Origin of the sequence: Marinobacter sp. GH_1 (assembly GCF_048595985.1) — a bacterium.
GTDB classification, from domain to species: Bacteria; Pseudomonadota; Gammaproteobacteria; order Pseudomonadales; family Oleiphilaceae; genus Marinobacter; species Marinobacter shengliensis.
This window is the reverse complement of sequence record NZ_CP184460.1, coordinates 1,081,672-1,102,820: the sequence shown is the minus strand read 5'-3', so window position 1 is coordinate 1,102,820 and position 21,149 is coordinate 1,081,672. Positions and strand designations below refer to the sequence as shown.

Sequence of the window (21,149 nt, the reverse complement as noted above, 5' to 3'; positions counted from 1 at the left end):
TTGAGCGTGTTGGGGTGCGCCTTCCAAAACCTTGCGGAGCCAGGGATGGCGGAGCAGAGCGTACATGGACGTATTCACAGCGTGTTTTGGAAGGCGCACCCCAACACGCTCACACTCCCAAGCTTAAACCCGATTGGCCGCAGAAAACTCCCGCTGCAACGGCAACAAATCAAAAACGCGGCTTTCGTCGTTGGGGTCCACCAGCTCCGTGGCGGACTTGTATACCCGAGGCGTGGTGTAGAGCATATTCAGAGCCTTGCCATGAGGCATCGCCATGTAACGCTCCGGCTCGTTTTCCTCCAACCACTTCCGAACCCGCGGCGCCATGTTGTGGGCCATCTTCGGGAAGAAATGGTGTTCGATGTGATGACTGAACCGGAAATGCAAACGGTCCAGAACCGGGTTGCTGCGCAGGCTCATGGAGTTATCCAACGGATTGTTCGTGGGCGTTTGCGGCCGCAGGAAGTGATTGGTCAGGATATAGCCCTGCCCCAAGGCATTGGCCGTCATGAACGGAATCAGCACCGTGAACACCGCCAGCGGGCCCGAGACAACCGCCAAAGCAACCCACAACGCCAGACACAGAAACACCTGAGCAATGGCCAGATTGCGGTTAAAGCCCTTGAACTGCTTTCGGTGTTTCGCCTGAATCCACAGCACCAGTTGGGCGTGAAAAGTGAACGAATAGGTCAGGAACAGATAGCTGTACCAGGTGCCTGAACCCGGCGCCAGCTTGTGAAACTTCTTCTGCCCGGGATTGGTTTTATAGCGGCGCAGCGTGCCGAAGCTGTCCGGATCTGTGTCGCCGGTGTTGGTATTACCGTGATGCACCACGTTGTGCCACTTACGCCAGAACTCCGGTGGCACCATCAACGGACCAAACCCCAGCCAGCCAAAAAAATTCTGCCAACGCCGGCTCATGCCCAATGCCCCGTGCAACACCTCATGAGCCAACAAAGCCTGGCAACCAATGGTATGCCCCACCAGCAACGCCAGGCCAAGATTGGCATACCACGGCAACCCCGCCATCAGAATCGCCGCCAGCCCACCCCAGATAACGGCCTGCAGAGGCAAGAACCAGATAACCCGCCAGGTCTGGGCCTTGAACGTATCAGCGGGCAGCTCCTTCTTCATCCGGTCCCGAAGCTCCCGCTCGTCCGGCTTACCATACACCACGGCCTCCGCCGCTCCCGGTTTCACTGCTGCGTTCATTTTGCACCTTTGCTTAGTTGAATTTCGACAATAATAAATTTACAGCGTACATGTGTGCGCCGAATTTATAACAAGAAAATCAACTAAACAATGGCTACAGCGGATTTTTGTTAATCATTCCAGACATAGGGGGTTACATATGTACTCTAAATTCACTGCCGGACTACGGGGGAGAAGGTTGGAGGGCTTTTCTGAAACCCTGCGGAGCCATGGATGGCGGAGCGGAGCGTACACGGACGTATTCACAGCGTGTTTCAGAAAAGCCCTCCAACCTTCTCCCCTCCACCAAAACTCGAGAACAAAAAAACGGGCGCCCGAAGGCGCCCGTTCTCAATACATCTGCTAAAAGCTGAATCTCAGCCCCCCGAGAGCGACTGCTCCGAAGGATCAAGCTCCATCTGCTGAATGGCAATCACCGCCTGAGTCCGGTTACGAACACCCAGCTTGCGGAACACCGCCGTGATGTGCGCCTTGATGGTAGCCTCAGACACATCCAGATCATAAGCAATCTGCTTGTTCAGAAGCCCCTCAGCCAACATACCCAACACCCGGAACTGCTGCGGCGTCAAAGACGCCAGGCGCTCCGAGAAATCGGTGGATTCAGACTGCATCCGCTCAATCTTGTCGGCTATGCCCTCAGGCAGCCAGACATCGCCCTCCAGAACCGCCTGAATGGCCAGGGTAATGGTTGGCAGCGGTGCACTCTTGGGGATAAACCCGGAGGCACCGTAGTCAATCGAGCGACGCATGGCCTGCAAGTCTTCGGAACCCGACACAACCACCACCGGCAACCCCGGGTACTGGCCTCGCATGAACACCAGCCCGGAGAAACCATGGGCACCCGGCATGTTCAGATCCAGCAGGATCAGGTCTGCATCCGGGTGCGACTCTACCGCCGCCTGCAGTGACTTGATGCTGTCAACCTCCACAGTCTCGACATCCGGCACCGCCTGATTGACCGCTTGTTTCAATGCAGCCCGAAACAACGGGTGATCATCAGCGACGATAATTGTTTGTGTCATTCAACAGAGTCCTCACAGGTTAGGGCTGTCAGCCGCCGGCGTTACTGGAACGCCCGGCTGCTGATCAGATCATCCACTACGCCCGGATCAGCCAGGGTCGACGTATCTCCAAGCTGATCGTGCTCGTTTGCAGCAATCTTACGCAAAATCCTGCGCATAATCTTGCCAGAACGAGTTTTCGGCAGTCCAGGTGCCCATTGAATCACATCCGGAGACGCAATCGGGCCGATTTCTTTACGAACCCACTGAACCAGCTCCTTCTTCAGCTCGTCAGACGGCTCCTCACCCTGCACCAGGGTCACGTACACGTAGATGCCCTGCCCCTTGATTTCATGGGGATAGCCAACCACGGCAGCCTCGGCCACCTTCTCGTGAGCCACCAGGGCGCTTTCAACCTCGGCAGTACCCAGGCGGTGGCCAGACACGTTCAGAACGTCATCCACCCGGCCGGTGATCCAGTAGTAGCCGTCTTCATCGCGACGGGCACCGTCGCCGGTGAAGTACATGCCCTTGTAGGTGCTGAAGTAGGTCTGGATGAACCGCTCGTGATCACCGTAAATGGTGCGCATCTGACCCGGCCAGCTGTCCAGGATGACCAAGTTACCCTCGGTCTTGCCTTCCAGGATGTTGCCTTCGTTATCCACCAGCGCTGGCTGCACACCAAAGAACGGCTTGGTGGCGGAACCCGGCTTCAGGTCGACCGCACCCGGAAGCGGAGAAATCAGGATTCCGCCAGTCTCGGTCTGCCACCAGGTGTCCACAATCGGGCACTTGCTGTTACCGATGACCCGGTGGTACCACTCCCACGCCTCGGGATTGATCGGCTCACCGACCGAACCCAAGAGTTTGAGACTTTCTCGAGTAGTGCCGTCCATGCAGGACTCACCCTGGGCCATCAGCGCACGGATTGCAGTGGGCGCGGTGTACAGGATGTTGACCTTGTGCTTGTCGACAACCTGGCCCATGCGGGAGCTGTCCGGGTAGTTGGGCACACCTTCAAACAGCAAGGTGATGGCGCCATTGGCCAGCGGGCCATACAAAATGTAGCTGTGGCCGGTCACCCAACCGAAGTCGGCAGTACACCAGTAAACGTCACCGTCGTGGTAGTCGAACACATACTGGTGGGTCATGGAGGCATAGACCATATAACCGCCAATGGTGTGCAGAACGCCCTTCGGCGCACCGGTGGAACCGGAGGTGTAGAGCATGAACAGCGGGTCTTCCGCGTTCATCGGCTCCGGCTTACACTCGGCCGGCGCATCTTTGATCAGGTCTTCGTAACGAACGTCACGGCCTTCGGTCCAGGGGACCTCTTTGTTGCCGGTGTGGGTAACCACGATCACCTTATCGACCTTGGCGTCTTCCTCGTGCTTGAGCGCGTGGTCCACATTCTTCTTCAGCGGGATGGCACGGCCACCGCGCAGACCTTCATCAGCGGTAATCACAAAACGGGATTTGCCGTTAACCACCCGGGCAGCGAGCGCTTCCGGGGAGAAGCCACCGAACACCACCGAATGAATCGCACCGATTCGGGCGCAGGCCAGCATGGCAACCGCAGTCTGCACAATCATCGGCATGTAGATGGTGACCACATCACCTTTCTTAACGCCCTGCGCTTTCAGCGCATTGGCAAACTTGCAGGTCTCTTCGTACAGCTCCCGGTAGGTCACGTTGCGGGATACCGAAGGATCGTCGCCTTCAAAGATGATGGCCGTCTGATCGCCACGTTTCTCCAGGTGGCGGTCCAGACAGTTGGCGGAGGCGTTCAGTACACCGTCTTCAAACCATTTGATGGACAGGTTGTTGTAATCGTAGGTGCTGTTCTTGACCTTGCTATAGGGCTTGATCCAGTCAAGGCGCTTACCGTGCTCACCCCAGAACGTATTCGGGTCTTCTACGGACTGGCGATACATTGCTTCATACTGCTCTTTGCTGACCAGTGCACGCTCGGCAACTTCCGGACTCACCGGATATACCTGTTTATCAGTCATTGTGCTCCCCCTTAATCAGAGTCTGTTGTCATTGTCGGTTTTTTAAAATTCAGGGTGGTCGGGCGATATTTGCCCTTAAGACAGATGCATGTAGTTCAACATGTGTGCCACCGCACAATGAATTAGACTAACGTCCTAACCTACCGCCATTTTCGGGCTAACCTGTTCAGCAATGCGTCGATCAAGGCAGGGCTTAGCAGCCTCAACAGCGGCTTTATCAAGAATAGTTGCAGATCGGGGAATGGCAATACAGGACGTCGGGAGAGCCGGCCCGGCCGCTGGCCGGACCCAGGAATGATGATCAGGCAGCTTTTTTGCGCTGCGAGGAAGCCCGAAGACTGTAGACCTTTCTTTCTTTCAGGGCATAGCGGTTCAAACCCGCCAGGTGGATCTTGCGCAGATAGACTTCCCAATCAATTTGGCGTGCGTCCACCGGGAAAAGCCCCTTGTCGACCTCACCCATTCTGGCAGACAACGCCTGCAGTTCATCGTTGTGGAAGATGTAATCCGGGGCTGTGTAGAAACCAAAAATAGTGGCCAGTGACTGGGTGGTATCCAGGTTCTTGAGCATTTTCAGATCACGGGAATTACCCAACAACTTCAATACCTTATCTGTCACACTCAGGGGCAGGCGCACACCGCTCACCACCAGGTCAAACAGGGTACGGTTAACCGCAATGAACGGCTTGCTGGGCTGCCGGTAGAACAGATGATCGTAGGCGGCGTAATTGGCTTTGGATTCCGCCATCAGGTGGTCGATGAACTGCCCCAGTGAGACCGGATTGGAGCTGCCACTGCAGCACTGGTAGATCCTGCGCCGACCAGGTTCTGCCAGGGCTTCGGAAAGCGACAAAACAATCGCATTGGCCACCAGGTCCACCGGAATGACATCAATCACACCCGAGCGCTTACCCGGGAACAGGGTCACCTTCTCCCGGGCATAGGCCAGGATAATGGCATCCGCTACCTTGACGCCTTCAATCCAGCCAGGGGCAGGCTCTTCCAGGGCACTTTCAATGATGGAGGGCCGAACAATGGTCAGGCTGCGGCCGTTCAGCGCCTTCATCAACAGTTGTTCGCCCAACCACTTGGTAAAGGTATAGGTGTCGCTCCAGCCGTAGCGGTTTGCTTCCCGAATACCCAGGTCCACCAACTTCTTTTCAAGGGTTTTACCGGAGTAACGGGCGCGAACATCGGCAATCTTGTCTTGCAGTAACTGCACCAGCTCTTCAATCTCGTAATACCCCTCGCTTGAGCGGGGAACTGACTCACCTGCGGGCTTGATCACCGATTCGGTGACCGGCCCGGAATTCATGCCGTTAACATAGCAGGTAGACACCTGCAGAACTGCCAGCTCCGCATTCTCTCGGGCCAGCCCGGCGATATTCTCAAGACACAGGGTGTTGATCGTCAGGGCTTTGTCCAGCTCCTCCCGGAAGTTCACGCTGGCAGCAGAGTTGATCACGGCATCCAGTTCTCCGGCCAGTTTCTGCCAGGCGTCCTCACCCATACCGAAACAAGGTTCCGTCACTTCACCGGTAATGCAATGAACCCGCTCCTCGAGGAAGGTTTCAAACCAGTCCGCATCGACACTCCTCAAGCGATCAAATACCGATGACGTGGCAATCTCATTATCAAAGCGGCTGCGGGCGTCAGGATGACGTTTATTGCCCCGAATCAGCAAGTAAATGCCACCAATGTCCGGGACGGACCTGATCAGCTTCTCCAGAACCACCTTTCCCAGGAAGCCGGTGGTTCCGGTAATCAGCACCCGCTTGCCGCGGAGCTGCCCGAGCACCTTCGACGAAGAGTCTTTTTGATTCACTTGCTGGTTTGCCATAGTAGAACTCCTTCTCTGAGATCGATGTCACCAGCGATCAACGCCGGTCAAAAGTCGCGGGGGGCCGGTTTCCTTTGCCCCGACATGTATGCATCCGTTTTGCATCCGCCTGTCAGAGCTGCCTGCATAATGCGGGCCACGATTTCGGTCAATTCTTGCACAACGATCGTTACAGGGCGGTGACAGACTGCAAAATTACGACACATAAACCCTTAAAAAAATGACCAGCAAGTGGGCACATACTCTTGGCTCGTTCACGATCGGGAAGGATCCCTGCCTGCCAGTGAACGCAAGAGGTCATCCAGGGAAACATCCGAAGGTTTCTCCCGCAGCACACGAAGTAATTGATCCTGCTCGCCAAAACTGACTCGATCGTACAGTGGTCCCTCCACCCCTTGAGGCAATGCAGCGGGCTTCGGCTGAGCCGAGGGTGACGCCAGATCCTCGGCCAGGTGCCGCAGGTGGGCCGCCAGCCTATCCCGGTCAACCTGGCGCAGATGCTCCCATTTCATTGATGCCAACCCGGTTTGTACGATCTCCACGGTATCGGCATCAGGGTTGCGCCCCAACAGTGCAAACAGACGGGTAAATGCGTCATACCGGAGCATGGCATCGTCCGGCTTTGCCGCCAGCAATTTTTCCAACTGCCCGACCAGGGCGCGACATTGCTCGCCAACGGATTCACCACCGGGAATGGCGGCATCAGCCTGCCCGGCTTGCCGGCGCGCGGCCTGATGCCAGTAAGCCGCTATACCGGCTTTGCGCCGAGGCAGTGCCGCCAGATGAACATTGAGCATTTCCGCCAGGGTGTGAAACTGCCGGCAGGAGGGGTCAGAGGTGGGCAGCAGGGTCACCGGGTGTTGATTGAGCACAGACTGCCGAAGCGTTTCATCCCGCCAAAGTGCCCCCAGGTAATGCAGAGTCCACTGCAGGTGCCGCTGGCAGGCACCGTTCAGACGCTGGAACACCGACCTTGCCTGGCTGGCGCCCTGGGCCATATTGACAATCACGGACGGTTTGCGACGGTATCCGCGGCGCTTAAGAACCTTGATGAGGGAAAAAGCATCGGTGAGCGACGCCGGGTCTGGCGTGACCACCACGCAAGCCAGCTCCGCCGCAGCGATCATGTGCAGCCCGACTGACTGGAGCCCCGATGCTGTGTCGATAATCACGTAATCATAGCGGTGCTCCAGCTCATACAGCGATTTCAGGAGCTTGAGACTGTCGCCATCGGGCATTTCCATGCAGTCCTGCACTCCCGAAGCACCGGGGACAATATCCAGCCCGTAGTGCGTTTTCAGCACCGCACCAGCCAGACCACACTGGCCGGCGATCACATCGGCAAGCGTGCGTTCCGGATAAAGCCCCACCAAAAGACTCACGTTGGCAAGGTCTGTGTCCGCGTCCAGCAACAGCACTTTCTGCCCGGCTTTGGCCAGGGCAAGCGCCAGATTGACGGCAACGGTGGTCTTTCCCACTCCACCTTTACCGCCTGTTACCGCGATGGTTCTTGGTTGGCGCAACTTTTGCCTTCCCTCGTAGCTTGAGCAACCGAAAACAGACGAATCCATAGGCTTGTCACTATAAGCGACATTTTAACCTGTAAAAAGGGTACACATATCACAGACTTGAAATACCCTGCTTAAAAAATCAGCAATAAAGGTTTAACACATGTGAATTATTGTCTAAGCTCACTGACTTATAAGAAGAATGAACACCCTGTCATAAAACTCTGATACAGAACAGGGAACCTTGCCCCGCAAACACAATGACGCGGAGCAAGGACAAAGGGCGCGCGATGACTAATGCGATGGATATTGCAGCTGATCTTCAACTACCGAGCCTGCCGGAGGTAACCCTGCGGGCGCTGAAAGCATGTCATGCCGGAGACAGTTACCGCGAGATCAGCCAGATTGTCGCCACGGACACCGCACTCGTCGCCCGACTTCTGTCATTGGCCAACTCCGCGCTGTACAGAAGTAATCCTCCCATCCGCTCCGTTGAGCAGGCACTGCTTCGTCTGGGCACCCGCCGCTTCCAGACCCTACTGCTGACATCGGCATTGCGACAATTGCTATTTGAACTCGGCGGCGACGAGTGGCAGCAACTGAGGGATTTCTGGCGCCACTCTCTGACCACAGCCCTGACCGCCCGGGCCCTGGCCACACTGACACGCTACCCAAGCCCTGAAGAAGCGTTCCTGCTTGGCATGGTTCACAACATTGGTGAACTGATCGCCATCAAGACCCAGCCCCAGGAACGCAAACAGGACATCCTCAACCACCAGAATGAGATTGCCGCCCATTTTGTAACCGTATGGGGGTTAGGACCGTTGGCGGCAGACGCCATGCGATATCAGCAGTCGCTACCAACCCAGCTCCGGGACGCCAGCCACCTGGTGAAACTGATCAGCCTGTCGACCCGGCTTGCCCTCTCAGACTCAGCGGGCATTGCTGCTGCAGGAACGATCTTTGGGTTGCAGGAAGACCTGACACGGGAAATCTGCGACAGAATCAACGAAGAAGTAGCCACCATGGCGGCCTCCTTCGGAATTCCTCTGGACACCGCCTACCAGAGTGAGGAAGGCGCCCGGCAGCTCAGGCAAACCCTGATACACCAGGCGATCGCCAGCAAAACCCTTGAGCTGCGAGCCACAGACAGCACGACCCCGTGCGATCTGATCGCCAGTACCGTCAGCAGTCTGGGCGTCCTGACCGGACTGCCGGCCCTGTGCTTTGGCCCCGAGGCAGAGGAGCTCAGGCTGCTTTCCGGTACCGGCACCAACCTTCCGGACCTGCGCCTGTCGCCCCAGCCTGGCGGCAGCGTCCTGACCGATGCGTGGAACGGCGGCACTCTGGTCAGCCTGAACGAACGTGAGCCCAGCGTACTTGACCGGCAACTGCTGGCCATTCTGAGAACGCCGTCTCTCCTGGCGATTCCTGTTCAGCAGGGTGGGCAAAAACACGCGATCTTTGCCCTGGGCACCGACTCCGAATCAATGGAGGTCACTACCCAGCTGGTTCGGCTGTTCATCCACGAGCTTACGCAGCTGATTGAAGGTCAGACAACCGAAGGGCCAGGCGTCGACAGCCAGATCGCCCACGACCGGATACGTCGCCAGGTACATGAAGTCAGCAACCCCCTGACCATCATCAAACAGTACATTTTCCAGCTTCGTGCCCGGATGCATGATGAGACCGTCCAGGAAGACCTCGACATAATTCAGGAGGAACTGGATCGGGCAGGCTATCTGTTGCTGCAAATCAGCACCGGCGATGCGCCCGGCACCACCAGCGATACAGACCTGAACCGGGAGCTTGAAAGCCTTGCCCGCATCCTTCAGGACAGCCTGTTCAACGGCGACGACCGCACCCTCAAACTGAGGCCGTGCCGTGAGGACACCCAGGTGCAGGGCAGCGCCTCTGCCGTCCGGCAGATCATCATCAATCTGATCCGCAACGCCGTTGAGAGCCTGGAGCCCGGCAATGGCGAGATTTCCTTGAGTACAGCAGCACCAATATTCCAGAACCAGCGCCGCTGGGTTGAATTACAAATTACCGACAATGGCCCCGGCATTCCCGAGGCCGTCAGGCGCAACCTGTATGCGCCGGTAGCCAGTTCGAAGGGCCAGGGCCACAGCGGCCTTGGCCTGAGCATTGTCAAGCAGCTGATTGATGACATGGAGGGCATCATCGCTTGTCACACGGGGCAGGAAGGCACTACCTTCCGGATTCTGCTCCCGGCGGCAGGCCACAACAAGCATGGTACCGACTGACGAATTAGCGGAAGCAGACCAATGGCATTAGAGCAGAGCAAGCAGCCCTTCCATGGGTCCGAACCGGCCAGGATTCTGATAGCCGATGACGAACCACGCCTCCTGGCCAGCCTGGCCAAATTACTGAGAGGCCGAGGTTTCGAGGTAACCGAAGCCAATGGCGGAAAACAGGCTTGTGAACAACTGGCCAGGAAGGCCTTTGACCTGGCACTGCTCGACCTCAACATGCCCGACACCGATGGTTTTGCGGTGATGGAGCGCATAGCCAGCCACCAGCCGGATTGCGGTGTGGTTGTGGTCAGCGGCGAAGGATCTTTCGGTACCGTCAGTCGGGCATTGCGCCGGGGAGCCCTGGACTACATACGCAAGCCGTTTGATCCCGAGGAACTGCTGACCACGGTTGAGGGCGTACTGGGCAAACAGTCTCTGATCAAAGCCCACGAAATGATCCAGACCCGGTTGGAGAAATCCGAAGCCCTGCACCGCTACATCGTCAACAGTTCACCGGATATCGTATTCATGCTCGATAAAACCGGCCATATCTGTTTCATCAACAACAAGGTGGAAAGCCTGCTGGGCTATCAGCCTTCGGAGCTCTGCGGTCGTCATTTTGGGCACATTCTGGACGACCGGGACGTGGCCAGGGGCACCTATGCCCTGCAGGGGCCGGATATCTCGGTGGATAACCCCAGAACGCTGGAAGTGCGCCTGAAAACCCGAGGCAGTAGCAAGGCAACCCGGCATTTCGAAATCACCGCCTTCCCGGTAGACCCGCAAACCTGGCCCCAGACCGGCGACACCCGGGGCGGCTCGACCACCCAGCCGGCCCGTTATTACGGCATCGCCCGGGATGTAACAGAGCGCAAGGAGGCCGAAGCGTTCATCAATTTCCAGGCCTACCACGACCTGCTCACCAGACTGCCCAACCGCGCCCTGTTCAAGGACCGCCTGGAGCTGGCCATCACCCAGGCCCGGCGGGCCAAGCAAAAACTGGCGGTTATGTTCCTGGATCTGGATCGGTTCAAAGTGGTCAACGACACCCTGGGCCACGCCATGGGTGACCGCCTGCTGCAGGCCGTCACCCACAGGCTGGAGAAGTGCCTGCGGCGTGGCGACACCCTGTCGCGCTTCGGCGGTGACGAATTCACCCTGCTGCTGCCCTCGGTAAACAGCCCGGAAGACGCCCGGGGCATTGCCAGAAAACTGATACAGACCCTGAAAGATCCTTTCCAGCTGGGTAACCATGAAGTCTTTGTGGGGGTCAGTATTGGCATCGCAGTGTTCCCGGATGCTGGAAACTCCATGGACCAGCTGATCCAGAACGCGGATATTGCCATGTATCACGTCAAAGCCCGCGGTAAAGATGGCTATCGTTTCTATTCCGACAGCATGAGCATCAATACCGCCAACCGGCTCAGCCTTGAACGGGATTTACGGCTGGCCCTGGAGCGGGACGAACTCAGGGTGTTCTACCAGCCTCAAGTCTGCTCCAAGTCCAACCAGGTGGTGGGGCTGGAGGCTCTGGTGCGCTGGCAACATCCGGAACGGGGGCTGATCTATCCGGGCGACTTCCTGCCACTGGCGGAAGAAACCCGGCTAATCGGCAAGCTCAGTGAGCGGGTGCTGGACCAGGCCTGCAGAGACGTAGGACACTGGATCAACAGCGGGCATCCGAACCTGCGCCTGGCGGTCAACCTGTCACCCAGCCAGGTAGAGCATCCGCGCTTTGTCGAGACATTGCTGGAGCAGGTCCAGTCCCATCGTTTTCCTGCCGGCAATCTGGAAATCGAGATCACCGAGAACGTGATCATGAACGATCTGGAACAGATCAGCCGGAAACTGAAAGAACTGGCGGATTGCGGTGTACGCATCGCCATTGACGACTTCGGCACCGGCTACTCCTCCCTCAACTATTTGCACCGGTTGCCCATCCACACCCTGAAAGTGGATCAATCCTTTGTCAGGGCCATTCGCAGCGGAGAGGACGGCGCCTGCATAGTGAACGCCATCGTTGCCATGGCCCACGGCCTGAAACTGGAGATCGTCGCAGAGGGCGTGGAAACAGACGACCAGCTCAACTACCTGACAAGCCTGGGCTGCCATCAGGTGCAGGGATTCTTCTACGGCCCCGCCCGACCAGCGGCCGATATTGACCGGCTGCTGACCCGCGATGGCCTGGCCTTCGCCCACACCGGATAACCGGTTTTCGATTGTAGGACACTCCTAACTAAAACATTGACCCGGTTTGCAAAGTGTTTCGATACGTTACTTTGTGTATCTGGAATTGCGCAGTACTGCACATCTTTGAACCCACCCCTTCTCTAAGCTCAGGTTATCAGTAACCGATCACCGGACTGTCCGACAGGCTGTCGGAATAACAATCACAATAACGGTGACGTTCAACCAGCGAACAAGAAGAAGGCAGCAGTCATCATGCGCGACAAGTACAAGTACATCGGCCCCGTCTATGACTTTCTGAGCAACCTGTACAGCGGCAAGAACATTCACCGCTGTAAAACCGCCATGCTCGACGTGGAAACCGTCAAACCCGGTGACCGCATCCTGTTTGCCGGCGTTGGGCACGGCCGGGACGCCATCCGCGCCGCCGAACTGGGCGCCGATGTGACCGTGGTCGACTTGTCTGAAACCATGCTCCGCAAGTTTGCCGATGCCCAGCAGAAAGAAGCGCCGAACCTGACCATCCGCCGCATTCACAGCGACATTATGAAGGTGAACGAGTTCGAGCAGTACGACATGGTAGTGGCGAACTTTTTCCTCAACGTGTTTGACGAAGACATGATGGTGAAAGTGCTGGAACACCTGATTCGCCTGGGCAAGGCTGACGCCAGCGTGGTGGTTGGTGACTTCTGCTACCCGACCGGCAACATCCTCTCCCGCATGTTCAAGAAGCTTTACTGGTACATGGCGGTGTTCATCTTCTGGCTGTTTGCCAACAACGCCTTCCACAAGATCTACAACTACCCGGAACACATGCAGCGCCTGGGCCTTCAGGTTACCGAGAAAAAGCATTTCAAACTTCTGAACATGGATTGCTACTGGTCGATTCTTGGCCGCAAGCAAGCCTGAATCTCTTCCGACTCAAAATAACAACAGGTTACCGGGAGCTTCATCATGTCAGATCAGATTCTTGCCCTCGACAACATCAGGGAACTGGCAGACGGCCAGTTCAGCTTCGCCGAGCGCGTCAACTACCTCAAGAAATACGGTCAGCACTCTCAGTCGTTCTCAACCCTGCAGCCGGGCATGCAGTATTTTGATGTGCCGGGTATGGGCTACATTGCCTATATGCGCAAATGGGGCGGTACCTTTGTCCTGTCCGATCCAGTGAGCGCACCCGAGCATTTCCCCGCCATGCTGGAGAAGTTCCAGCAGACCTTTCCCAACGCCTGCTACATCCAGGTTTCGAAATCGGTGGTGGATTTTCTACACCTTCGCTTCGGCCTGTATGGCACCCAGTTTGGCTGCGAATCCCGGATTGATCTCAAGTCCTGGTCTCTGACCGGCAAGAAAAAGCAGATTCTGCGCACTGCACTGAATCAGGCTGAGAAGAGTGGCATTACGGTCATGGAGCGGTTCAGTGACGACCACACCCGAGAAATCTCCGAGGCCTGGATACGCACCCGCAAATGCAAGAGCAACGAGATCCGCTTCCTGATTCGCCCCATGGAAATGGACTACCGGGAAAACGAGCGACACTTTTACGCCTACCAGGACGGCAAGGCGGTGGGCTTCATCTATTTTGATCCGATCTACCGCAACAACGAGATCATCAGTTACGTACCGAATATCTCCCGCGCCAACGCCGATTTTCGACAGGGCATTTTCTACACCCTGATGGCCCACGCCATGGACACCTTCAAGGCCGAAGGTGTGCCCTTCCTGGACCTGGGCCTGATTCCGCTATCGCTGGACCAGGCCACCGAACACCAGGAAAGCCGATTACTGAAACGTTTGATGCACGGCATCTACGAGAAAGGCAATTTCCTATACAACTTCAAAGGCCTGGAGTTCACCAAATCCCGCTTCCGGGGTGACAACTTCAAAACCTACTGCTGCCATAAACGCGCTATTCCGGCTCTGGAATTCCTCGCCATGTTCAAGCTGACCCGGCTGTTGTAACGCCGGGCCAATGCTCGCAAACCCGCGCCACTGAAATCCCCATTTCGGCCATGAACAGGGCAACATCCGGCGGGGCGTCCCCGGTGAAGCGGGCCTCTGACACTACGCCACCGGTATCCGCTCTGGGGGTTTCCGCTGCCGCCAAACGCCCGGATTCACCCAGCAAAAAGGCGACCCGGCGAGCGATGGCGTCACCGGAATCCACCCATGCAGTGACCTCCGGCAGGCTTTTCCGGAGCCAGGGTAACAACAGCGGATAGTGAGTACAGCCGAGCACTACGGTATCGACACCCGCCTCACGCAGTGGCGCCATAGCCGCATCCAGTTCTGCCTGGGGCGGTTCTGCGCCTTGCACCAGCTGCTCTGCCCAGCACACGAGCCCAGGGTGGCCAAGCCGCACCACGTCGCAGTCACTGGCAAACTCGGCAATGAGCTTGTCCAGATAGGGTCGCTGTACCGTTGCCGGCGTTGCCAGTAGCCCAACCCGACCATTTACGGTGCAGGCGGCGGCGGGCTTGATAGCTGGCACCACACCCACAACCGGCAGCTCCGTCATGGCCCGCAGGTGCGGAAGCACCACCGTGCTGGCGGTGTTGCAGGCCACCACGATGATGTCACAAGGCGACTGTTGCAGACTTTGCCGGATCAGAGAGCAGCAGCGCTCAATCACCACCTGTTCGCTCTGACCGCCGTAGGGAAAACCAGCGTTGTCCGCCAGATACACCAGGTCCGCACCGGGAAGCGACTGGTGAATTCGGGCAGCCACGCTGAGCCCGCCAACCCCGGAATCGAATACCAGCACCCGAGGAGACGCCCCGGCCATCATCCGGCATCGCTCCCATTCTCGGCAATTTCCTGTTTCATGGCACTGATCAGGCGGCCGGCAATGGTGGTATCGGGCGGAATGGGTGGATGATCGTCGGCACTGAACCAGCCGGCATCCGCCAGCTCATCTTCCTGCAGGCTGAGTTCGCCACCCTGAAAATCGGCAAAAAAGCCCACCATCATCTGATGGGGAAAAGGCCAGGGTTGGGAACTCCGGTAGCGGATGTTGCCAACGTCCAATCCGGTCTCTTCTTTTACTTCCCGGGCCACGGCCTGCTCAAGGCTTTCCCCTGGCTCGACAAAACCGGCAATCAGGCTGTAGAAATTCCGGGTCACCCTGGAAGAACTCGCCAGCAGGAACTGGCTGCCGCGCCGGATAACCACAATCACACAGGGTGCGATTCGGGGATACCAGGGAATATTGCAACGGCTGCACCAGCGAGCCCGCTCCCGGGGATGTGACTCGGTTCGCTCTCCACAGCGACCGCAAAAGCGGTGATCCTGCCACCACTGCAATACCTGGAAGCCGGTACTGAGCAAATCTGCAGGCGCGTCGGGTGACACCAGCAGGGCGTCCCTCAAGGTAACCAACTGGGCGCCAGGTAGCCCGGAGTCTGGCAAGGTACAAACAAACAGACGCCGGCCATTCCAGGTACCCAGCGCAAGGGCCTCCGGGCGACTGTCGCCCATTTCCGGACCGCCCCAGGCCAACAACCAGCCGTTATCCGGCTTAAGGACATTGTTTCCGGAAAACGCCAGAAGCAGGTCCCCCTGCACTGGGGCGTCCTCATGCCAGCCCGGCAACCACTGCTCGCTTTTGCTCACCATGCTTTTGCCTTATCAGCAACCGTTTGTCTGAGCGGCAATGTAACACATCACAATCACTACCAAGAATCTGTATACCGCTTTCCGCACCCGCCTCAACCCGTTAAACTTGGCGCCTGTTTCCAGTACCGGAGTAACATCTTATGCGACTTTATCAGGGCATTCGCAGCCTGATCCTGTCTCTTTTCCGCAAGATCCTGTTTTTATGGGTCAGGACCGATGTCAGCGGCAATACCCTGGAGGCCCTGGGGCTCGATCCGGACAAACCGGTGTGCTATGTGCTCCAATACAGCTCGTTGTCCAGCCGCCTGGTGCTGGAGCAAGAGGTCATCCATGCCCGACTGCCCGGCGCAACCGACAGCCTGCCCGTAAAAAACGGGCCGGCCCACTCCTTTTTCTATCTGTACAAACGCATTGGCGGGCCGTTCAGCGGAGGTCGGCAAACCCCGGTTCCCACCAAAGAGTTCACCGGCCTCGTGCAGTTTGGCCTGGAGCATCCCGAACAGGACGTACAGATTGTTCCTGTCTCATTGTTTTGGGGCCGTTCTCCGGATAAAGAGAAATCCCTGGTCAAGCTGTTGTTGTCAGACACCTGGTCGGTTGCCGGGCGGCTGCAGAAGTTCCTGATCATTCTGGTGCATGGTCGCAACACCTATGTGCAGTTTAACCAGCCCCTGTCACTCAAACAGGTGGTCGACGAATACCGGAACAACGAAGAAAAAGCCAAGCGGAAACTCGCACGTATTCTGCGCACCCATTTCCGCCGGGTTCGCCAGGCGGTGCTGGGGCCTGACCTGTCTCACCGCCGTACCCTGGTGGAAGGCCTGGTGCGCACCCAGGCTGTCAAGGAAGCGATAAGGGAAACCGCCGCCAAAGACGACATCCCGCCTGAAAAGGTTCGCGCCAAAGCCTACAAGTACGCGGACGAAATTGCCGCCAGCATGTCCATCGTGACCATCCGGTTCCTGGAACTGGCGCTGGCCTGGCTCTGGAACCGCATCTACAACGGCATCGCCGTCAACAACATCAAGGTGGCCAAGGAAGTCGCCCAGGACCATGCCGTGGTCTATGTTCCCTGCCATCGTTCGCACATCGATTACCTGTTGCTGTCCTACGTGCTTTACAAGAACGGCCTGATGCCACCCCACATTGCCGCCGGCATCAACCTGAACATGCCCATTGTTGGCCCTATCCTGCGCAGGGGCGGGGCTTTCTTCATGCGCCGCAGCTTCCGGGATAACCCGCTGTACGCCACGGTTTTCAACGAATACATGCACGTGATGTTCACCCGCGGCTACTCGGTGGAATACTTTGTCGAGGGCGGCCGCTCCCGCACCGGGCGCATGCTGCCACCACGTCCGGGCATGCTGTCGATGACGGTGCGCAGTTTCCTGCGGGATCACCGCAAACCCATCGTCTTCGTGCCGGTTTACATCGGTTATGAGAAAGTGATGGAGGGCCGCTCCTACCTGGGCGAGCTGCGCGGCAAGAAGAAACAAAAGGAGAGCGTCTTCGGCCTGGCCAAGACGGCCCGGAAACTGACCAACTCGTTCGGCCGGGTAGCGGTGAACTTTGGTGACGCCATACCACTGGCCGATGTTCTGGACGAAGTCCATGAAAGCTGGCGCAGCGAGGCTTACGACGCCGAGTACCGGCCTACGTGGCTCACCGAGGCCGTGGATGAACTGTCCAAGCGGGTAGCCAGCAACATCAACGCTTCGGTGGCGGTCAACCCGATTGGCATGACCGCCACGGTTTTACTGGGCACCGAGCGCCTGGCCATGGATGAGGGGCAGCTGATCAGGCTGATGGACCAGTATGCCCACTTGCTCAGGGCCTACCCGTACGCCAACACCGTCACCTTGCCAGAGGGTTCTGCGCGGGAATGGGTTGCTTACTGTGAGAACATGGGGCTGATCACCCGCCAACCCCAGAAACTGGGCGATATCATTGCCCTGGAAGGCGCCAACGCCATTCTGATGACTTACTACCGCAACAACATCCAGCACCTGTTTGCACTGCCGGCGCTGATTGTCAGCCTGTTCGAGAACAAAACCAGCCTGCGCAGAGACAAGGTTCTGTTCCTTACCAGTGTTGCCTACCCTTACCTGCAGTCCGAACTGTTCCTGAAATTCGGTCAGGATGAAGTGGAATCGGTTATTAACAAGTGGATCGACGTGCTGATTGATCAGGGCTTGGTTATCCAACTGGATGACGAGCGCCTGGGCCGCCCCGAAGAAGGCACCGAAGCCATGCTGCGGGCCCGCATCCTGTCCCGGTTTATCATCCAGACCCTGGAGCGCTACCACATTACCCTGGGCATTCTCCGCAAGTATGGTTCGGGCAAACTGACCGCGGCGGAACTGGAAGAGCAAAGCACGCTGCTGGCCGAGCGGATGTCTATCCTGTTTGGCCTTAATGCGCCGGAGTTCTTCGACAAAACCCTGTTCCGGAACTTCATCGCCAATATGCAAAAAACCGGCGTGCTGACCACCGATGACAACGGCCTGCTTTGTTACGGAGAAGGTCTGGATGAGGTGGCCGAAGATGCCCGGCTGGTATTGAGCGTTGAGAAAAGACAAGCCATTCAGCAGGTCACCATGCTGGATGCGTAAGTCTTTGAGGCGGGCCGGCCCGGGTTATCTCAGGCCGGCAGCGCCTTGATGGAATAGATATCGTATCGGCTGCTTTTACCTTCCAGCCGCGTAGTGGGCTCCGGCCCCGCCACCGCGGGCGCCTTCCGGGGGCGTTTCACAACCACCCGGTAACGGGCACAGGCCAGGGCTGCGGCAAGCAGCTGTTCAGAATCGTCATCGTCTCCCACAACCTGCCGGAACACCTGCATTTCCTTTTTGACCAGGGCGGCTTTGTCCCGGTGGGGGAACATCGGGTCCAGATACACCACATCCGCCGCATCCTTGCCGGCGCTCTCAAGCCAGTCAATGGAACTGCCGGCTTCAAGCTGCATGTGCGCCACCAGGGGCGCGCAATCGATATTCAGTGCGGCCCTTGCCAGGCCATCTGCCAGCAAGGCATGGATCACCGGGTTTCGCTCCAGCAGGGTTAACCGGCAACCCAGGCTGGCAAGCACGAAAGCATCCTGGCCGAGGCCGGCAGTGGCATCCAGTACGTGCAGCTGGGCCCTGGTTTTCTGCAAACCAACCGCCCGGGCCACCAACTGGCCGGTACCGCCGCCATGCTCTCGACGGTAGCCCATTTTGCCGGTCACAAACTCCGCCCGCACCGGTCCTGGCGCCCCTTTGCCGGTCAACTGGAGGGCAAGCCCTTCGTCGTCCATGTACAGCAGCACCGGAAATTCCCGGACCTGTTTGGGTTTGACGATACCCAGCCAACGCAACTCCAGCTCTTCCGCCAACTGTCGTGCAGCCATCTGGTCACCCAGCGGGCTGCAACCAACGGCAACGGTCGCCGTCAGGGAGTGGCAAGTATCATGGGAAGGGTTTGGCATCAGACGAGAATGTCGATACCGGAAATAACCGAGCCACCCTCGAATTCCTGCCCGGCGGCGGCCACACCGGCAAAGGTCGAAAGCGCTCTTGAGGCTGGCAAAGGCAGCTCGTCGGCGCGGAATCGTTCAAGCCGGGCATCCTCAGCGGCCCTGCGGGCTTCAACGCGACGATCGGTCGCTTCACTAGCCGTCTGGTTACCGGGAGCAGTATCCCGGCTTTGCTGGGGCGCATTCAGGTCACGGCGAACCGACTCGGCGCCGGGGGCCTGGGGAGAAGCGGCCGGGGACCTGGCGACATCGGTACGCTCTCGTGCCGGGTTGTTGTTACCCGTTTGAATCAGGGAGGAATTGGCCGGATTAATACCACCGATCATAATGCGCAACCACAGAAACGGTTCAAGTGTGTTGCTGCATTATGGAAGAACCAGGGCCTCTTGGAAAGGCAGGCGGCAACATTTCTGATCAGAAAACGACCTTTCACGCACGACCGGGCAGTTTCTTCCAGGCCACTTCATCCCGGATATAGACCGGCTGCGCCAGCTCCGCCGGCACCGCGATGCCATGGCGAAAATCCTGTTCTGCCAATCGTGCCACCATGGCGGCCCGGGGCACCAGGGTGTCATCCACCGCTCTGATCCGGCAGACCACCACTTCGGGCATATCGCCCTTTAATGTCCAGCCCTGGCCGGCACCAGTCCAGTTCGCTGATACGTCTGAGTCCGGCAGGCTCACCGCCCCGGGCGGGCAGACCCGCTCCTCGCCGATCAACACCGGCAACCCCTGCTGACACAGGAAGGTACCCCAGTACACTTCGCCCATACGGGCATCAAAGGCCACCGCAATGTGTTCACCATCGGCCAACTGGTGCTGTTCAATGGCGTCCAGGGCGACAGCCGACAGCGACGACACCGGCACAACCGGTAAGTTAAGCCCCCAGGCCAGCCCCTGGATAACCCCGGTCGCAATACGCAAACCGGTGAAAGAGCCCGGGCCGCGGGCAAAAGCCAGGGCGTCAAGATCGTTCGGGGAAAGCCCCTGTTCGGCGAGCAGTTCGCGAACCATGGGCATTAGAAGGCGGGTGTGGCCCCGTGGGGCCAGTTCAAACCGCTCGCTGATCTGGCCATCCAGCCATAGAGCGGCGGAGCAGCCCTCAGAAGACGTATCCAGTGCTAAAAGCTTCACAGAATCAAGCCTCCCGGGCTACTCCGGTTTCGATTACTTAAGCTGGGACAGGATCTGGTCGCGGATGCTGTCCAGGCTACCAATGCCTTCCACGCGCACGTACTTGGGCGCGTCGGCAGGTGCCTTGCTGGCCCAGTCCTGGTAGAAGCCAATCAGCGGCGCCGTTTGCTCGTGGTAGATGTTCAGGCGTTTGCGTACGGTTTCTTCCTTGTCGTCTTCACGCTGTACCAACGGCTCGCCGGTCTCGTCGTCCTTGCCCTCTACTTTGGGTGGATCGTATTTCACGTGATAGATACGGCCACTGCCCTCGTGCACGCGACGGCCAGACAGACGGCTGACAATTTCTTCGTCTTCAACGGCGATTTCCACCACGTAATCGATGGCGATACCCTGGTTCTTCAGCGCTTCAGCCTGGGGAATGGTGCGTGGGAAGCCGTCCAGCAGGAAACCGTTCTTGCAATCCGGCTGCTGAATACGCTCATCGATCAGGGCGATGATGATATCGTCAGACACCAGACCACCGGAGGCCATCACTTCCTTGACCTGTTTGCCCAGCTCGGACTCGGCCTTGACGGCGGCACGGAGCATGTCGCCTGTAGAGATCTGGGGGATCTCGAAACGCTCGGTAATGAACTGAGCCTGAGTACCCTTTCCAGCGCCTGGCGCGCCTAACATGATGATTCTCATAACGTTGTGCTCCCGTTGTCTTATATTATCGTTTGAAAAGTTGCGGCAAAAACCGTCGCCTTTGCGACAACCTCTCAGGGCCTCCAGGCCCACTTGCTGGCGCGCCTGCCCAAAATTGAGGCAGCATTATACGAAGTCCGCCCCGACAGAGAAAGTCGACCTCCGTATCATGGTTGGAATT

At 57.9% G+C, this 21,149-nt stretch carries 16 protein-coding genes; 5 read left to right on the top strand and 11 right to left on the bottom strand.

Annotated elements, in window-relative coordinates; all coding sequences use genetic code 11:
- Positions 1-123: 123 nt before the first annotated feature.
- The 5 genes from ACNSOI_RS05100 to ACNSOI_RS05080 all read right to left on the bottom strand — a co-directional run bounded on the left by ACNSOI_RS05100 (position 124) and on the right by ACNSOI_RS05080 (position 7,636).
- The gene (locus tag ACNSOI_RS05100; protein ID WP_420195261.1) at positions 124-1,212 is read right to left on the bottom strand and encodes a fatty acid desaturase family protein; all 1,089 of its coding nucleotides are present in this window, start codon (positions 1,210-1,212) and stop codon (positions 124-126) included.
- A gap of 356 nt (positions 1,213-1,568) precedes the next feature.
- The gene (locus tag ACNSOI_RS05095) at positions 1,569-2,234 is read right to left on the bottom strand and encodes a LuxR C-terminal-related transcriptional regulator (protein WP_058090659.1); all 666 of its coding nucleotides are present in this window, start codon (positions 2,232-2,234) and stop codon (positions 1,569-1,571) included.
- 41 nt (positions 2,235-2,275) lie between these two features.
- Entirely contained in the window at positions 2,276-4,225 is a 1,950-nt protein-coding gene (acs, locus tag ACNSOI_RS05090; RefSeq protein ID WP_420195260.1) for an acetate--CoA ligase, read from the bottom strand.
- A gap of 301 nt (positions 4,226-4,526) precedes the next feature.
- Positions 4,527-6,065, bottom strand: coding sequence for a fatty acyl-CoA reductase (locus ACNSOI_RS05085; protein ID WP_420195259.1), 1,539 nt, complete (start codon positions 6,063-6,065; stop codon positions 4,527-4,529).
- Positions 6,066-6,319: 254 nt separating this feature from the next.
- The gene (locus tag ACNSOI_RS05080) at positions 6,320-7,636 is read right to left on the bottom strand and encodes an AAA family ATPase (protein ID WP_420195258.1); all 1,317 of its coding nucleotides are present in this window, start codon (positions 7,634-7,636) and stop codon (positions 6,320-6,322) included.
- Between the two features lie 227 nt (positions 7,637-7,863).
- Here ACNSOI_RS05080 and ACNSOI_RS05075 point away from each other — a divergent pair, with 227 nt between their 5' ends.
- The 4 genes from ACNSOI_RS05075 (at position 7,864) to ACNSOI_RS05060 (ending at position 13,980) form a co-directional block, all read left to right on the top strand.
- Positions 7,864-9,840 (top strand): HDOD domain-containing protein, encoded by a 1,977-nt coding sequence (locus tag ACNSOI_RS05075; protein WP_420195257.1) that lies wholly within the window; start codon positions 7,864-7,866, stop codon positions 9,838-9,840.
- 21 nt (positions 9,841-9,861) lie between these two features.
- Positions 9,862-12,039 carry an EAL domain-containing protein gene (locus ACNSOI_RS05070; protein WP_420195256.1) on the top strand — a complete coding sequence of 726 codons (2,178 nt, stop codon included), beginning with the start codon at positions 9,862-9,864 and terminating at the stop codon, positions 12,037-12,039.
- Positions 12,040-12,273: 234 nt separating this feature from the next.
- Positions 12,274-12,927: a class I SAM-dependent methyltransferase gene (locus tag ACNSOI_RS05065; protein ID WP_061332259.1), complete on the top strand. Its 654-nt coding sequence runs from the start codon at positions 12,274-12,276 to the stop codon at positions 12,925-12,927.
- Between the two features lie 45 nt (positions 12,928-12,972).
- Positions 12,973-13,980, top strand: coding sequence for a DUF2156 domain-containing protein (locus ACNSOI_RS05060; RefSeq protein WP_061332260.1), 1,008 nt, complete (start codon positions 12,973-12,975; stop codon positions 13,978-13,980).
- On the opposite strand, the gene murI is transcribed toward ACNSOI_RS05060, so the two are convergent.
- Positions 13,958-14,803, bottom strand: coding sequence for a glutamate racemase (gene murI, locus ACNSOI_RS05055; RefSeq protein ID WP_082780564.1), 846 nt, complete (start codon positions 14,801-14,803; stop codon positions 13,958-13,960). The genes ACNSOI_RS05060 and murI overlap by 23 nt on opposite strands.
- Positions 14,803-15,633, bottom strand: a complete 831-nt coding sequence (gene nudC, locus ACNSOI_RS05050) for an NAD(+) diphosphatase (RefSeq protein WP_420195255.1) — start codon at positions 15,631-15,633, stop codon at positions 14,803-14,805. Before nudC ends, murI begins: the two co-directional genes overlap by 1 nt.
- Positions 15,634-15,773: 140 nt before the next feature.
- On the opposite strand from nudC, the gene plsB reads away from it, so the two are divergent.
- Positions 15,774-18,245 carry a glycerol-3-phosphate 1-O-acyltransferase PlsB gene (plsB, locus tag ACNSOI_RS05045; protein ID WP_420195254.1) on the top strand — a complete coding sequence of 824 codons (2,472 nt, stop codon included), beginning with the start codon at positions 15,774-15,776 and terminating at the stop codon, positions 18,243-18,245.
- A gap of 29 nt (positions 18,246-18,274) precedes the next feature.
- On the opposite strand, the gene ACNSOI_RS05040 is transcribed toward plsB, so the two are convergent.
- The 4 genes from ACNSOI_RS05040 to adk all read right to left on the bottom strand — a co-directional run bounded on the left by ACNSOI_RS05040 (position 18,275) and on the right by adk (position 20,968).
- The gene (locus ACNSOI_RS05040) at positions 18,275-19,099 is read right to left on the bottom strand and encodes a class I SAM-dependent methyltransferase (protein ID WP_106693536.1); all 825 of its coding nucleotides are present in this window, start codon (positions 19,097-19,099) and stop codon (positions 18,275-18,277) included.
- Positions 19,099-19,473: a hypothetical protein gene (locus ACNSOI_RS05035; RefSeq protein ID WP_061332265.1), complete on the bottom strand. Its 375-nt coding sequence runs from the start codon at positions 19,471-19,473 to the stop codon at positions 19,099-19,101. Before ACNSOI_RS05035 ends, ACNSOI_RS05040 begins: the two co-directional genes overlap by 1 nt.
- A 103-nt stretch (positions 19,474-19,576) precedes the next feature.
- The gene (gene tsaB / locus ACNSOI_RS05030; RefSeq protein ID WP_106693534.1) at positions 19,577-20,281 is read right to left on the bottom strand and encodes a tRNA (adenosine(37)-N6)-threonylcarbamoyltransferase complex dimerization subunit type 1 TsaB; all 705 of its coding nucleotides are present in this window, start codon (positions 20,279-20,281) and stop codon (positions 19,577-19,579) included.
- 33 nt (positions 20,282-20,314) lie between these two features.
- A complete protein-coding gene (adk, locus tag ACNSOI_RS05025; protein WP_061332267.1) occupies positions 20,315-20,968 on the bottom strand; it encodes an adenylate kinase in 654 nt (217 codons plus the stop codon).
- Between the last annotated feature and the right edge of the window lie 181 nt (positions 20,969-21,149).

What these genes read in the sequence shown, in the direction of transcription:
- ACNSOI_RS05100 (WP_420195261.1), bottom strand. Translation starts at nt 1,212, where the DNA reads ATGAACGCAGCAGTGAAACCGGGAGCGGCGGAGGCCGTGGTGTATGGT.
- plsB (WP_420195254.1), top strand. Translation starts at nt 15,774, where the DNA reads ATGCGACTTTATCAGGGCATTCGCAGCCTGATCCTGTCTCTTTTCCGC.
- ACNSOI_RS05060 (WP_061332260.1), top strand. Translation starts at nt 12,973, where the DNA reads ATGTCAGATCAGATTCTTGCCCTCGACAACATCAGGGAACTGGCAGAC.
- ACNSOI_RS05035 (WP_061332265.1), bottom strand. Translation starts at nt 19,473, where the DNA reads ATGATCGGTGGTATTAATCCGGCCAATTCCTCCCTGATTCAAACGGGT.
- murI (WP_082780564.1), bottom strand. Translation starts at nt 14,803, where the DNA reads ATGGCCGGGGCGTCTCCTCGGGTGCTGGTATTCGATTCCGGGGTTGGC.
- ACNSOI_RS05065 (WP_061332259.1), top strand. Translation starts at nt 12,274, where the DNA reads ATGCGCGACAAGTACAAGTACATCGGCCCCGTCTATGACTTTCTGAGC.
- nudC (WP_420195255.1), bottom strand. Translation starts at nt 15,633, where the DNA reads ATGGTGAGCAAAAGCGAGCAGTGGTTGCCGGGCTGGCATGAGGACGCC.
- ACNSOI_RS05040 (WP_106693536.1), bottom strand. Translation starts at nt 19,099, where the DNA reads ATGCCAAACCCTTCCCATGATACTTGCCACTCCCTGACGGCGACCGTT.
- ACNSOI_RS05075 (WP_420195257.1), top strand. Translation starts at nt 7,864, where the DNA reads ATGACTAATGCGATGGATATTGCAGCTGATCTTCAACTACCGAGCCTG.
- acs (WP_420195260.1), bottom strand. Translation starts at nt 4,225, where the DNA reads ATGACTGATAAACAGGTATATCCGGTGAGTCCGGAAGTTGCCGAGCGT.
- ACNSOI_RS05095 (WP_058090659.1), bottom strand. Translation starts at nt 2,234, where the DNA reads ATGACACAAACAATTATCGTCGCTGATGATCACCCGTTGTTTCGGGCT.
- adk (WP_061332267.1), bottom strand. Translation starts at nt 20,968, where the DNA reads ATGAGAATCATCATGTTAGGCGCGCCAGGCGCTGGAAAGGGTACTCAG.
- ACNSOI_RS05070 (WP_420195256.1), top strand. Translation starts at nt 9,862, where the DNA reads ATGGCATTAGAGCAGAGCAAGCAGCCCTTCCATGGGTCCGAACCGGCC.
- ACNSOI_RS05085 (WP_420195259.1), bottom strand. Translation starts at nt 6,065, where the DNA reads ATGGCAAACCAGCAAGTGAATCAAAAAGACTCTTCGTCGAAGGTGCTC.
- ACNSOI_RS05080 (WP_420195258.1), bottom strand. Translation starts at nt 7,636, where the DNA reads ATGGATTCGTCTGTTTTCGGTTGCTCAAGCTACGAGGGAAGGCAAAAG.